The sequence below is a fragment of the Flavobacterium rhamnosi genome (genome assembly GCF_048286515.1).
GTDB lineage: Bacteria > Bacteroidota > Bacteroidia > Flavobacteriales > Flavobacteriaceae > Flavobacterium.
This window is the reverse complement of sequence record NZ_JBLVPS010000009.1, coordinates 98,678-114,258: the sequence shown is the minus strand read 5'-3', so window position 1 is coordinate 114,258 and position 15,581 is coordinate 98,678. Positions and strand designations below refer to the sequence as shown.

The 15,581-nt window shown below is 33.6% G+C and carries 9 protein-coding genes; 7 read left to right on the top strand and 2 right to left on the bottom strand.

The features are described from left to right. The first annotated feature begins 73 nt into the window (after positions 1 to 73). The 7 genes from ACNQGN_RS09490 (at position 74) to bglX (ending at position 12,904) form a co-directional block, all read left to right on the top strand. Positions 74 to 2,818 carry a helix-turn-helix and ligand-binding sensor domain-containing protein gene (locus tag ACNQGN_RS09490; RefSeq protein WP_417987584.1) on the top strand — a complete coding sequence of 915 codons (2,745 nt, stop codon included), beginning with the start codon at positions 74 to 76 and terminating at the stop codon, positions 2,816 to 2,818. A gap of 242 nt (positions 2,819 to 3,060) precedes the next feature. Further along, the gene (locus ACNQGN_RS09485; RefSeq protein WP_417987583.1) at positions 3,061 to 6,060 is read left to right on the top strand and encodes a SusC/RagA family TonB-linked outer membrane protein; all 3,000 of its coding nucleotides are present in this window, start codon (positions 3,061 to 3,063) and stop codon (positions 6,058 to 6,060) included. Positions 6,061 to 6,064: 4 nt separating this feature from the next. Then, complete coding sequence (locus ACNQGN_RS09480; protein ID WP_417987582.1) at positions 6,065 to 7,519, top strand: RagB/SusD family nutrient uptake outer membrane protein; 1,455 nt, start codon at positions 6,065 to 6,067, stop codon at positions 7,517 to 7,519. Positions 7,520 to 7,537: 18 nt separating this feature from the next. Then, entirely contained in the window at positions 7,538 to 8,440 is a 903-nt protein-coding gene (locus ACNQGN_RS09475) for a LamG-like jellyroll fold domain-containing protein (RefSeq protein WP_417987581.1), read from the top strand. A gap of 71 nt (positions 8,441 to 8,511) precedes the next feature. Beyond that, positions 8,512 to 9,897 carry a glucoamylase family protein gene (locus ACNQGN_RS09470; RefSeq protein WP_417987580.1) on the top strand — a complete coding sequence of 462 codons (1,386 nt, stop codon included), beginning with the start codon at positions 8,512 to 8,514 and terminating at the stop codon, positions 9,895 to 9,897. Between the two features lie 6 nt (positions 9,898 to 9,903). Then, entirely contained in the window at positions 9,904 to 10,617 is a 714-nt protein-coding gene (locus tag ACNQGN_RS09465) for a carboxylesterase family protein (protein WP_417987579.1), read from the top strand. After that, entirely contained in the window at positions 10,607 to 12,904 is a 2,298-nt protein-coding gene (bglX, locus tag ACNQGN_RS09460; RefSeq protein ID WP_417987578.1) for a beta-glucosidase BglX, read from the top strand. Before ACNQGN_RS09465 ends, bglX begins: the two co-directional genes overlap by 11 nt. A 450-nt stretch (positions 12,905 to 13,354) precedes the next feature. Here the strand turns inward: bglX and ACNQGN_RS09450 are convergent, their stop codons facing one another. Both ACNQGN_RS09450 and kdsA read right to left on the bottom strand, forming a co-directional pair. Beyond that, on the bottom strand, positions 13,355 to 14,446 hold the full coding sequence (locus ACNQGN_RS09450; protein ID WP_417987577.1) for a PAS domain-containing sensor histidine kinase: 1,092 nt from the start codon (positions 14,444 to 14,446) through the stop codon (positions 13,355 to 13,357). A gap of 247 nt (positions 14,447 to 14,693) precedes the next feature. Next, entirely contained in the window at positions 14,694 to 15,512 is an 819-nt protein-coding gene (gene kdsA, locus ACNQGN_RS09445) for a 3-deoxy-8-phosphooctulonate synthase (protein ID WP_417987576.1), read from the bottom strand. Positions 15,513 to 15,581 lie beyond the last annotated feature (69 nt).

Below are 15,581 nucleotides of genomic sequence, written 5' to 3'. Positions count from 1 at the left end.
TCTCTGCAGAGAAGCTTTTTTTATGCTTTTTATTTAAGAAATCTGTTTATATTTGGAGATAAAACGCCACATTTTGAAAGCAAGAATTACATTAATAATCCTATTATATTTCATTTCATTCCAATTTTATTCTCAAGAGTTACTTCCTTTTGTCGAAAATTACAATAAATCAAATTATCAAGGCGATAACCAGATTTGGAGTGTAGCGCAAGGAAATGAGGGAGCCATGTATTTTGCCAATAATTATTATTTATTGCGTTATGATGGTGTAAAATGGGAGAAATACAGCTTGCCTAACAAAACCATTATTCGCTCTGTAATGGTTGACGGGGATAGAATATATACAGGTTCTTATAAAGAATTTGGCTATTGGTTCCGAAAAGAAGGAAAAATGCATTATGTTTCGATTTCTAAAAACAAGAAGGTTTTTGATGAAAATAATAATGAAGAAATCTGGAAAATATTTAAATTTAAAAATAAAGTTTGCTTCCAGTCTTTTAATGGAATTTTTCTGTTCGATGGAAAAGTAATTTCAGAAAAAAAATTCTCTTTTTTGGTTTCCTATTGCTTTGTGGTTGACAATCAATTATTGGTTGCTTCAGTTGAAAAAGGAGTCTACAAGATGACTGCGTCCGGTTTTGAAAAAATAGAAGGGTGGAACATCTTAGAGAATAACGTTATTCACGCTATTGAAAAATACCAAAATAAAACGTATATTTTTACTAAAAAAAATGGGGTTTATGTTGAGGAAGAGGGCATTCTTAGTGCTTGGAATAACCCGTTAAATGCCATTTTGAAAGTGGCGAATATCAATGTTGCCAAGTTTATTAAAAACAATAAATTAATCATAGGAACGGCAAACAAGGGTGTTTATATTTTTGATTTGCATTCCGGTTCCTATAAAAATATCAATCGAAACAACATATTGATGAACAACTCGATCTTGAGTATTGGCCAAGACAAAGAGAATGATCTATGGTTAGGTTTAGACAACGGAATTGCTCATATTGAAGTTAATTCTCCTATTTCTATTTTTTATGATAATTCCGGAATTTTAGGTTCAGTTTATTCCGTGGCGAGTACTCCAAAAGGCTATTTAATGGCTTCAAATCATGGCGTTTTTAAATATGAAAACAAGCAGCTTTCGTTAATTCCCAATACGCAGGGCCAAGCTTGGAATATCAGTAAAATAAATAACAAATACCTCATAGGTCACAACGAAGGGACTTTTATTTATGAGAACGGTTTGTTTTCTAAATTAAGCACTATAAATGGAGGTTGGAATTTGGTTAAAAGCAGTCTTAATAATTCGTATTTACAAGCTACATATAGTGGTGTAATAATTTATAATGATTCCAATGATTTGAATCAAAAGGTAATTATTAGAGGAGTGATGAAACCTATTAAATATGTGGCACAAAATAGAAAAAATGAAATATGGGCAGCTGATAATAACAGAGGATTATATCGAATACTGTATAACGATGCTTATATAACTACTACTGTTGAAAATGTTACCCAAAGCAGTAAAATCAGTAATGATTTTGGAGTGAAAATATTTGAGTTTAGAAATGAAATCCTTTTTTTAATTAATAATTCTTGGTACACCTATAATTCAATCACGAATCAATTGGAAGAAAATGAATTGTTTAATACTAACTTCAAAAATGTTGCTAACATTGTTTCTATTGACGAAAATCACTTTTTGATACTTCAAGAAGGACTATTGTATCATATTTATGCTACGGATAATAAATTTATTCGCAATGTCATTCAGGAGAAATATTATAAGGGAAAAATCATCAATGATAATTTAAAAGTATTCAAAAATAAGGACAATTATCTATTAAATCTGGATGATGGTTTTATTTCGTTGCAATTAAAGTACGCAAACAAGAAAAGATCGAATATAAGTATTGAAGCTTTTGTTAATGATAATTTGGTTAATAATAAATCAAAGATTGCATATGATTCGGAGCTTCGTGTCCAAGTAATATCAGGTGTTTTTGGAGCAGCAAGACCTAATTTATTTTATAAAATAAATGGATCCAAAGAGTTTATTCCTGTAAAGGAGGGTTTGATTGTTTTGAATAATTTGAATAGTGGTTCCAATACCATTACCATTTTTACTCATGATGGACTGAATTATGATACAATTTCCAACTTCCAATATATCGTGGCTAAACCATGGTATTTTTCTATTTGGATGATTTTAGTATATCTGATTGTAATTGGCGGCATATTATATCTGTATTACAAATGGAATAAAATGCGTTACGTTCAGAAACTGGAATTGCGTGATGAAGAATTAAAACATCAAAAGGAAATTCTGGAGATGGAATTAAAAGCGGAAAACGAACTGAATATCCAAGAGTATGAAAAACACATTCTGGAACTTGAATTGCAATCAAAATCATCTGAAGTTGCGGGTAAATCACTTTCAATTGCCAAACAAAGTGAAATGATAGAGAATATTCAAGGAATTTTAGATTCGGAAACGGATTTTAATAAACTAAAAAGTGAGATAAAAAAGGCAATTAAGATCAATGCTGTTAATAAACATGAATGGGAAACATTTGAATCAAATCTGAATCAAATCCATAATGAGTTTATTATTAACCTTTTTAAAAAATTCCCAAACCTTACTTCTAAAGATGTTAAGCTTTGCATTTACTTAAAAATGAATCTATCCTCCAAAGAAATTGCACCCATGATGAACATTTCTTTCAGAGGTGTTGAACTACATCGCTATAGATTAAGAAAGAAATTAAGCCTTACTCAGGAGGAAAATCTTTCTAAATTTTTGTTAACTATATAAAATAAGTTGTATTTTTAGAGATAATATATTATTTCATTCTTTTTTTAGCGAAATCGCAATACATCATTACTACATCATATGGATGTAGTACAACATATCTTTACCTTTATTAGCTCCTTTAAAATATAGATTTTTTATCGTTTTTCGATATTTTGATGTAGTCATGTAGTAACTCCGGTATGCTTACTATAACGTTGTAATTATCTAATTTGGCCCTACTAACTTTAACAAATTATTAATATATGAGAAATTTTATTTTTAGCTTTTTAGCACTCATTCTACTTCCAGCGTACATGTCTGGACAAGTAATTAAAGGAAAAGTATTGGATAAGGATGGACTTGGAATTCCAGGAGCAATGATAGTTGCGGCCGATTCTAAGACTTCAGCTGATACTGATTTTGACGGTAATTTTAATATCAAGGCCAAAGTAGGTGAGGTATTAAAAATTAATATGGTAGGTTTTGATGCTATGTCGGTGAATGCAACAGCTGGTGATATGAACATCACCTTAAAAGAGTCCAAAGACACCGAATTAAAAGAAGTGGTTGTTATTGGATACGGAACCCGAAAAAAGATTGATAATACTACTGCAATTACTTCGTTAAAAGCGGAAGAAATATCTAAAACTAAAGTTTTGAATGCTTCACAAGCAATACAAGGTAAAGCCGCAGGTGTTCAAGTAATTTCTTCAGACTTACCGGGAAGTACACCTTCTATAGTTATTAGAGGTTTAGGAACTGCATTAGGAGGAAGAACCCCTTTATTTATTGTTGATGGTATGCCTACCGAGAATATTAATAACATCAATACGAATGATATAACATCATATGAAATATTGAAAGATGCTTCTTCATTAGCCATCTATGGAACCAGAGCTGCAAACGGGGTAATAATAATTACTACCAAAAAAGGAAGAGGGGATAAGGTTTCTGTAGAATTTGAAAGCTTTGCAGGTTTTAGAGAGCCTCTGAAAAAAGTAAAAATGGCAGGAAGCAATAAATATGCTCATTATTCTAATTCAGCGCTGCAAACAACTACTTTTTCACAGGATCAGCCTATAAATACAGATTGGTTTGATGCGATTACCAGAACAGGATCGTATAATCAGAATAACGTGTCGGTTTCTGGGGGTACAGAAAATATAAAATATTTTTTCAGTTTGGGAAATTATCAAGAGAAGGCTATTCTTAATGGTTTAGATTATAATCGTACTACTTTTAGAAATAATAATGAGTACAAAATTTCTAAAAAATTGACTTTGAATCAAAACTTTAGTTTTGGTTCAGCAAATTCAACTCCAAAACCTTTGGGTACTTTTACAACTGCGTATAAGCAATCTCCAATCGTTCCGGTTCGTTTTCCAAATGGACAATATGGTGTCTCTTTTGTTGGGAACGATGGTTTTGCAGGAACAACAGGTTCTTCCTTTAATAACGTAGGTAATCCTGTAGCTCAATTGGACTTTTTTAATGAAAAACAAAAAAGCATAACATTGCAAGGCGGTTTGAAATTAGACTATGAAATTGTAAAATCATTAAAATTTACATCACAGTTTAATGGAGAATATTATACATGGAAAAACTACAGTTTCGAAGATACTAAAAACATCTGGCTAGCTGCTGATCCAAGTAGAAACGCATCACAATACAGCGCTACGGCTAATACCAATTTATTAACAAAAGGAAGAAATCAGTATTTCAACTGGAACTTATCTAATTATTTTACTTACAACAAAATTTTTGGAGAAATTCATGATATTGAAGTAACCGGAGGTATTGAAACTTCTGTTAAAGGTTTAAGAGAACAATTGACTGTTGCCAGAAAAAATGTGAATGCTAACGCTAATTATTGGTCTTTAAAAGATGTTGATTATGTGGGAACCGTAACTAGCTATAAGGATGAGATTTTTAATGAAAATAAATTGGCTTCTTATTTTGGTCGTTTCCAATATAAATTAATGGACAGATACTTATTTACAGGTACAATTAGACGTGACGGTTCATCAAATTTTGGTAAAGATTACCGTTGGGGAACTTTTCCTGCCTTTGGTTTAGGCTGGATCGTTACAAAAGAGGAGTTTCTGGCTAATTCAAAAGGAATCAATTTATTAAAATTAAGAGGAGGTTGGGGTAAATTAGGAAACCAAAATGTTCCTCTGAATAACCAAGCGTATTCTTCAGGACTTAGTAGTTATTTAGGAGGCTCTATATTAAATGAAGGTACTACTATTAATTCTCAAGTTGACCCGAGCTTGTCATGGGAAATTACGGAAGAAGCTTCTGCAGGTATAGATTTTGAATTGTTAGATAACAGATTAAAAGGATCATTTGATGTTTACGATAAAAAAACAACTAATGTTATTTTAAATACTAAACCATACACTACTTCTGGAATAAGCAACGCTTCCCCTGCACATGTTGGAGAAGTTTCAAATAAAGGATACGAAATTGCTTTACGTTGGGATGATAAAATAACTGACGATTTGAGCTACTGGATTGGAGGTAACTTTTCTAACAATACAAATGAACTTACCGGTTTGAAAAATGTTACACTATCTCCAATTTTTGGAGGAGGTTTAGGAAATGGACAATCGACAAAATTACTAGATAATAGTTCTGTAGGTCAGCCGTTGGGTAGTTTTTTTATGTATGAATATGCTGGTATAGACCCTGCAACTGGTAAAATGCTATATTTAGATGCTACAGGTGCAGCAGTAACGCAAGACGTTTTAGCAGAAGCAGATAAAAAATATGTAGGTTCTATTTTACCAAGTTCAACGTATGGTGTTACTTTAGGTGTGAACTATAAAAACTTTGATTTGTCAGTTGATGGATACGGAACTTCTGGAGCAAAAGTGTACAACGGTAAAAAAGCGCAACGTTTTACTGGGGAAAACATTGAAGAATCGCTAGCAACAAATTTCTGGACAGCAAACAATACAACTGCTACGAATCCTGCACCATTTAATTTAGTTCCTGTAGCTTCTACTTACTACCTAGAATCAGGGGATTTCTTTAGAATCAATAATATTACGCTAGGATATAAAATTCCACTAGAAGGAGATTTTTTGACTTCTTGTAGAATATATGTGAATGCAATAAATCCATTTATTACTCAAAAATTCTCAGGTTTTTCTCCTGAATTAAATGGTAATGGCGATCCTTACGGGACTCAGGGTATCGAGTTAGATGCTTACCCTACATTAAGATCGTTTGTTATTGGTGCTAATTTAAAATTTTAATATTATGAAAAAGATATATATATCAATGTTTGTGCTATCCGCATACTTTGTTTCAGGATGTTCAAGCGATTATTTAGATGTAGATCAAACCGAATCTATTTCTACGAAAGATATTGCATTGTTCAACAATGATGAAGGGGCAGCTACTTTTGTAACAGCAATCTATAGTAAATTTTTAGATTGGAATATGACTTCATTTTCTTGGATTGGATTGTCAAGTATTGCCTCTGATGATGCTGATAAAGGTTCCTCTCCAGGGGATACAGGGTCAGATAAAGATGTAATGGATGCATTGACTTATAATGCGTCAAGTCCATCAACTAGCGAGATATTTGCGGCTAATTATGAAGGAATCAACAGATGCAATCAAGCATTAAGTATCATCCCACAATTGGATCAGGCCAATGCTGCTTTAAGAGCTAGATTATTAGGCGAAGCTAAGTTTTTAAGAGCTTTCATGTATTTTACTTTGGTGAAAACCTATGGTGGTGTGCCAATTGTAGATCATTTACCAAATCCGTCTTCGGATGAAGACAGAATTATGCAATTAACACGCAAAACAAGTGCTGAAGTATATGCTTTAATTGAAAGTGATTTGAATGATGCTATTGCGGCACTGCCAAACAAATCAGAATATGCTGCTTCTGAAAAAGGAAGAGCTTCAAAAGGAGCTGCTTATGCACTATTGGCTAAAGTAAGTTTATACCAGGAGAATTGGCAGAAAGTAGTGGACAATTGTAATTTGATTACAGGGTATTCAATAGTTTCAAATTATGCTTCTATGTTTAGATTGGCTGGAGAAAATGATTCAGAATCTATTTTTGAAATTCAAGGAACAGGTTCAATTCCAGCAAAAGGTATTCAAGGATATTCAGCTACACAAGGTGCTCGTGGTGCAGGTGGATGGGGATGGGGTTTCAATACACCATCTCAAAGTTTGGTAAATGCTTATGAAGCAGGTGATGTAAGAAAAGATGCAACCATCATTTTTGCAGGAACCACTTTATACGACGGTAGAGTAGTACCAACAACTGTAGAAAATCCGAGATACAATTATAAAGCCTATTCTTCTTCCTTCACTGATGGCTGGGAAACAGATGTTAATATTAAATATATTAGATATGCTGAAGTAATTCTAATGAAAGCTGAAGCATTAAATGAATTAAATCAAACTTCGGATGCTATTCCTTTGTTAAACCAAATCAGGTCAAGAGCTGGATTAGGGAATACAACTGCTGTCTCTCAAGCAGCTGTTAGAACTGCAATCTGGAAAGAAAGAAGAGTTGAAATGGCATTTGAGCATGATAGATTCTTTGATTTAGTACGTACAGGTCAAGCCGCTGCAGCTTTTGCCATTGATGGAAAAACGTTTGTTACTGGTAAGCATGAGGTGTTTCCATTGCCACAATCATTCATTACACAAGCAAATGGATTGTCGACACAGAATCTTGGTTATTAATTTTTAAAAATAGTAAAAATGAAAAAAAATAAATATATTTTCTTATTTGCTTCTGTTCTGGCTTCTCAATTTTTTGTAAGCTGTAATGAGGATAGTATAGATAAAGTAAACAGTCCAATTCCTTATGAGTCAATTGGTGGTTATGAAAACTCGGATGATATAGCAGCTGCAAATTTAGTTTCTAAATTGAGTTTTGATGGGAATATTGCAGATTCAAAAAATGGAATAACTGGAGGAGTTGGAACAAATGTAACATACGGAACTGGAATCAAAGGAGAAGCTTATAAAGGTTCATCAAGTTCTTTTATTGCTTATAGTACAGTAGCTAGTTCTTTGGTAGATATAAAAAGCATTACAGTTTCTATGTGGATCAATACGAATCCACATACAGGAGGAGCGCAATCATTATTTATGTTACCAAAAACAACAGATTTTTGGGGAAATATTTTCTCAATGATTGAAGGAACAGGTCCAGCAACAACTATGTTAATGAAAAACCATCTTCAAAAAGATGTAATGCCTAGTATTGCCTGGTCAGGTCAGTTTATAGAACATAATGGAGCTAATGTTTTAACTAATATGTTTGGAACATGGAAACATCTTGTATGGACCTATAGTGGAGCTAGTTCTACTTACAGTATGTATATTGATGGACAAAAACTTGATTTGCCTGCTTCAATAGCAAAGCGATACGCAAGCGATCCCCTTGCTGGTGGAGTTGGTTATGGTGAACTTGCTAATTCAAATGTTTCAAAATTCATTATTGGTGGATTTCAACAACATTTAGGTGCGCCTTGGAATGCTCCAGAAGGTTGGATGTTGAACTATACAGGGTTAATGGATGAGTTTAGAATTTATAACGCTGCCCTTTCTGATAATGAAGTTGTTGCTTTATATAAATTAGAAAAAGATAACAGATAAAGGCCTATTGCACACCTAGTTTATATAAAACTAGGTGTGTATTTTTAGTTATTAATCCAATTTTTATTAAAATGAAAAGTAACCTATTCTTGTTGATTTTTTTGACTATTTTGAACTCTTGTTCTTCATCGTCCCCAGAAGGTAAGAGTGGAGGTACTCCATTACCAACAACTCCTACCACTCCAATTCCTGCTTTAACAGATACTGAAGCATTAGATCAAGTTCAAAAAGATGCTATCAAATATTTTTGGGATTATGCAGAAACCAATTCAAAATTAGCTCGTGAAAGATATCTAACTGATGATCCAAGTTTTGAAGCGAATATTATTACAACCGGAGGCTCTGGTTTTGGATTAATGTCAATTGTAGTTGGTGTAGAACGTGGATTTGTTAATAGAACTGAGGCTGTTTCACGGCTTACTACTGCTTTAACTTTTCTCGAAAATGCGGAACGTTTTCACGGTGCCTGGCCACATTGGATAAATGGGAATACAGGAAAAGTAATTCCATTTGGAACTAAAGATAATGGAGGTGATTTAGTGGAAACCTCTTTCTTATGTCAGGGTTTGTTAGCTGTTAGGGAATATTTCAAAAATGGAACTACAGCAGAACAAGCACTTGCAGCTAAAGCCGATAGTTTATGGAAAGGTGTAGAATGGGACTGGTACACCAAAGGCGAAAATGCTTTATACTGGCATTGGTCTCCTACTTACGGTTGGGAAATGAATTTTAAACTGGAAGGATACAACGAATGTTTAATTACTTATGTAATGGGAGCGGCTTCGCCTACACATCCTATTTCGGCCGCAGCATATCATCAAGCTTGGGCAAGAAACGGAGCAATTGTAAATGGTGGTTCTCAATACGGTATTCCAGTAGTATTGAATTATAATGGAGCTACAGGGAATGTTGGTCCTTTATTCTGGGCGCAATATTCATATTTAGGTTTAGATCCTACGACCTTGACAGATCAATATGCTGATTACTGGGCATTAACTCAAAATCATTCGAAAATCATTAATCTATATTGTGTTGCTAATCCAAAAAAATGGAACGGTTATTCTGAAAAATGTTGGGGACTTACGGCAAGTTATACCAGAAATGCAGATGGCACAACAGGATATACTGCTCATCAACCTTTGAATGATACAGGGGTAATTTCGCCCACGGCAGCTTTATCCTCTTTTCCCTTTACACCTGTTGAAAGTATGAAATTTCTACATTATCTATATGATGAGAAAAGAAGTTCCTTAGTTGGAATTGCAGGACCTTATGATGCTTTTTCTCCTCATTATAATTGGGTAACACCACGGTATTTAGCTATCGATCAAGGCACAATTGCACCAATGATCGAAAATTATCGTAGCGGCTTATTATGGAAATTATTTATGAATTCGCCAGAGGTAAAACAAGGTTTAGTAAAGCTTGGTTTTCATTCAGGAAAATATAATTTTTAGGGAATTATGAAGTATAAAATTATACTTATTGCCTTTTTAGTTACATGGAATTCCTTTTCGCAAGCGGATGTAAATGGAAAAATGAAAATCGAAATCGTGAAAAAACATGAAATGGGTTATGCATTACACATTCCCGCTAATACCAAAGAAAAAAAGCCATTGATTATTTTTCTTCATGGTTCGGGTGAAAAAGGAACCGATATCGAAAAAGTAAAAGTACACGGCCCTTTTAAATATCTAAAAAGCCACGAACTTGATGCTTATATTCTGGCTCCGCAATGTCCTGAAAATGAATATTGGGATGAAGAAGTGCTGTATCGTTTGATTTTAAAAATTAGAAAAGAAAATAATATTGATAGTACCAGAATTTACCTAACGGGTCTAAGTATGGGAGGTTGGGGCGCTTGGAATCTTGCATTCGCGCATCCTGAAATGGTTGCGGCAGTAGTTCCTATTGCGGGATTTGTTGATAGAGTTCCGATGATAGAAGACTGTAAAATCAAGAACATCCCAATTCGAATTTTTCATGGTTTGCTAGACGATGTGGTTAACGTAGATTATTCGATTGCTATTTATAAAAAATTGAAGACCTGTAATGCTAATGTTCAACTAACCATCTTTGATGATGCAGGTCACGATAGTTGGTCAAAAGTATATGACAACCAAGAAATTTATGATTGGATGTTTAAACAAATTAAAACAGATAAAAATGAAAATTAAACTAATTATAGTACTCCTATGCTTTTCACTTTTTGGATACAGCCAAAAAAAGGCTAAAAAGACGGCTAAAATTAAACCTAAAACCGAATTTGTAGCCGAACTAATGTCGAAAATGACATTGGAGGAGAAAATAGGTCAATTGAATTTACCGACCTCGGGAGATATAACAACTGGAGCTGCTAACAGCTCTAATGTGGCTAAAAATATTGAAGAAGGTAAAGTTGGTGGTTTATTTAATATAAAATCAGTTCAGAAAATTAAAGAAGTACAAAAAATTGCAGTGGAAAAAAGCCGCTTGAAAATTCCATTGCTTTTTGGGATGGATGTTATTCATGGATATGAGACTACATTTCCAATTCCTCTTGGATTATCTTGTACCTGGGATATGAAGCTGATAGAAAGAAGTGCACAAATTGCGGCTCAAGAAGCCAGTGCCGATGGTATTAACTGGACTTTTTCTCCAATGGTTGATATTTCTCGCGATCCACGCTGGGGCAGGGTTTCTGAAGGTTCGGGTGAGGATCCGTTTTTGGGAAGCCAAATTGCAAAAGCAATGGTTCAAGGCTATCAACAAGATGATTTGTCAAAAAATAATACCATCTTATCGTGTGTAAAACATTTTGCATTATATGGTGCACCGGAAGCAGGACGTGATTACAACACTGTTGATATGAGCAGAATAAAAATGTACAATGATTATTTTCCTCCGTACAAAGCGGCTGTTGATGCTGGGGTTGGTTCGGTTATGGCATCTTTCAATGAAATTGACGGAATTCCCGCAACTGGAAACAAATGGTTAATGACTGATGTATTGAGAAAGCAGTGGGGTTTTAAAGGTTTTGTTGTTACCGATTTTACAGGTATAAACGAAATGGTAGATCATGGAATGGGTGATTTGCAAACGGTATCTGCTTTGGCATTAAATGCCGGAATTGAAATGGATATGGTAGGAGAAGGATTTCTTACAACTTTAAAGAAATCTTTAGATGAAAATAAAGTAAGCATGGAACAAATTGATAATGCTGTTCGACTTATTTTGAATGCCAAATATGATTTAGGTTTATTTCAAGATCCATATAAGTATTGTGATGAGAAAAGGGCCAAAACGGAAATTTTCACCACGGCTCACAGAGGCGAGGCTAGAAAAATTGCTGCTCAATCTTTAGTTTTGCTTAAGAATCAAAACCAACTGCTTCCTTTGAAAAAATCAGGTACTGTTGCTTTAATTGGGCCTTTAGCGGATGCCAAAGAAAACATGGCGGGCACCTGGAGTGTGGCTTCGAATATGGAGAAATCTATTTCGCTGGTAGCGGGAATTAAAGAAGTAGTAGGGAATTCAACTAAAGTGCTTTACGCCAAAGGAAGCAATTTAGATTATGATGCAGCTTTCGAAGATAAAGCTACTATGTTTGGTAAAACCTTACACCGCGATAATAGAACCAAGGAAGAATTACTATCAGAAGCTTTGAAAATAGCCAGCCAATCGGATGTAATTATTGCCGCTCTTGGTGAATCGGCTGAAATGAGTGGAGAAAGCAGTAGCAGAACTAACTTAGAGATTCCACAGGCTCAAAAAGACTTGTTGAAGGAATTACTTAAAACAGGAAAACCAGTCGTGTTGGTTTTGTTTACAGGTCGTCCATTGGTTTTAGTTCAGGAAAATGAAAAAGTTCCGGCTATTCTAAATGCTTGGTTTGCAGGAAGTGAAGCAGGATATGCCATTGCTGATGTTTTGTTTGGAAATGAAAACCCTTCTGGAAAATTAACAGCAACTTTCCCTAGAAGTGTTGGGCAGGTGCCTATTTATTACAATCAAAAAAATACAGGAAGACCTCTTGCAAATAAAGAAGGAAAATTTGAAAAATTTAGATCAAATTATATAGACGAAAGAAATGAGCCTTTATTTCCTTTTGGTTTTGGTTTGAGTTACACCACTTTTGATTATTCGAACTTAAAAATTTCATCAGATAAAATGAATTTCAACGAAAAAGTAAGCGTTACCGTTGATGTTACAAATACAGGAAATTTTGATGGTAAAGAAGTAGTTCAATTATATATAAGAGATTTAGTAGGTTCCGTTACAAGACCTTTAAAAGAATTGAAAGGATTCCAAAAAATTGCTATTGCAAAAGGAGAAAAGAAAATAGTAACTTTTGAAATTTCCATAGAAGAATTGAAGTTTTATAATTCTGATTTACAATTTATTGCTGAGCCTGGTGCTTTTCAAATTTTTGTTGGCACAGATTCAAACACAGAGAAGAAAGTTAGTTTGGAGTTGATTAAATAAATTTGGTTTGTTTATTTAGTGATGACCCTTCGGTATTTATATCGAAGGGTTTTTTATTATAAAAGAAATGGAATCACTATGTATTTAGTCATTGTTGTCCGATAAAAAGGAAGCCAATTAAATGGCTTCTTTTGAAAAATCGTAATTTTAGTTTTGCAAATTTAAAATAACGATGAACAAAAACAGGTGTTTTCGACTAAATCTGTTTTCGGACAACTGATTTCTTTAATAGACGATTCGATGATTAAACAGACGGTTAAAAAGCATGATTCGGATAGATGTAAAAGATTTCAAATGTCAAGATCATTTGTTTAGGATGCTTTTTTGTGGTTTGATTAAGTGTTCTTTGCGAGAAGTAGCGGGCGAAATGCTTGGATTGTCTGGGAAAGAAGAAGCTTTAAGATTAAATCATTGTCCTAAAAATTAGCACAAATAGAAGGTGTGAAATTCTCAATTTTTAAAAGAAATCGTGAATTTTACACCTTCATTAATTTTGCTTTCCACTTCAATACGACCGCCTAAATTGGTAATATGATTATAAATTAAGTAAAGACCTATTCCATTACTGTCAATGTGATTGTGAAATTTTTGGTGCAATCCGAAAATTTTATCTTTAACTTTTTCCATGTCAAAACCAAGTCCATTATCAGAATAAATTAACTGACTTATTCCTTTAACTTTTTGAGAATATATAGAAACAGATGGTAAGGTGTCAGGTTTAGAATATTTAATAGAATTAGTTAATAAATTAAGAAATATACTTTTAAGATATTCTTTATTGAAATTTACGCTAGTAAGCTCAGAGAAATTAATAGCAACGTTGATTTTAGAGCTTTCTATTAAAGAATTTATAGAAAGCAGCACTTCGTTTAACGAATCATTTAAGCTTAATTCTTCAATTGGAGCATTTAACTCATCTTTTTGAATTAATTCATCTACAGCGTTTTTTAAAGTAAGCCCTAAGCTTTCTGTTGTTGATTTAAGTATAGCTATAAATTCAAGCGTTTCCGCATCATTGATTTTTGAAACATCAATTAAACTGAACACGGATAATAAATTATTCACGGGAGATTTTAAGTCATGTGAAGTAGTATAGGACAAATGCTTGAGGTCTTTATTAATTTTTGTTAAATTGGCAATAAGCAGGTTTCGTTCCTCTTCGATTTTTTTTTTATGCGTAATGTTTTTAGCAATTGCATAAACTAATTTTTCATTTTCCACTGGCATTGATGTCCAGGACAGCCATACAATTTTACCGCTTTTAGTTAAATACCGATTTTCGAAATTTAAAAGTGGCTTATTCTTGTATACTTGTTCTCTTGTTTCAATAGTAATTTTAACGTCAGGTGCGTAAACAAAGCTACTGATGGGCTTAGCATATAATTCCTCGTCTGAATAACCTAATAATTTTGAAACAGCAGGATTTATTCTCTTGAAGTAGCCATCAAATCCTGCAATACAAATAAAATCAGCTGAGATATTAAAAAAATTATCGAAATGATATATCCCATCTGAGTCAGGATTTCTTTTTTTTATAGTCATTGAGTTTAAAAGTTATTTGTTATCCAGATTTTAGACAAATACAAATTTTACGAGTGTTTTGATTATGCTATTCTGGAAGAATATAATAATTTCAAATTTAGCTAATAATTAGTATAATAAAAGCAATGGACTAATTAATTTGGAATTAAAGTAAGCGTATTTCATATGGTCAAACAAAAGGAGACTAACTTTAGACAGCCTCCTTCTATATTATTTGATCTCAAGGATAATACAGTTTTTATTAATTTTAAAATTGATTTATAGTTTTTCTTATAGCAACTAATTTTGTCATCAAACCTTCAAAATAGTCTAAATGTAACATGTTTGCCCCGTCACTTTTTGCATTAGCAGGATCAAAATGAGTTTCGATAAAGATTCCATCTACGCCCACTGCGATTCCGGCTTTGGCAATAGTTTCTATCATATCCGGTCTTCCACCAGTTACTCCAGCCGTTTGATTGGGTTGTTGTAGCGAATGTGTAACGTCAAGAACAGTAGTCGCATACTGTTGCATTGTAGGAATTCCTCTAAAATCTACAATCATGTCTTGGTAGCCAAACATCGTTCCGCGATCTGTAACCATAACGTTCTGATTATTGCAATCCAATACTTTTTGGACGGCATGCTTCATGCTTTCCGGACTCATGAATTGTCCTTTTTTTAAGTTTACGACTTTTCCAGTATTGGCAGCGGCCACAACTAAATCAGTTTGACGAACTAGAAAAGCGGGGATCTGAAGCACATCAACATATTGAGCAGCCATTTCGGCATCTTCATTGGTATGAATGTCAGTTACAGTGGGAACGCCAAAAGTCTCTGAAACTTTTCTAAGGATTTTCAATGCTTTTTCGTCTCCGATTCCTGAAAAACTGTCAATTCTAGAACGATTAGCTTTCTTAAAGGACCCTTTAAATACAAATGGAATTTCTAGATTGTCTGTGATTCCAACTAGTTTTTCGGCAATTCGCATGGCCATTTCTTCTCCTTCAATGGCACAAGGACCTGCAAGCAGAAAGAAGTTACCACTTTCAGTATGTTTGATTTGTGGAATATGTTGTATTTTCATAAATATGTTTTTTTTTGAAAGTGCAAAGGTAATTAGAAATTATGATTTAGTATTTTTTTGAAGCGATTT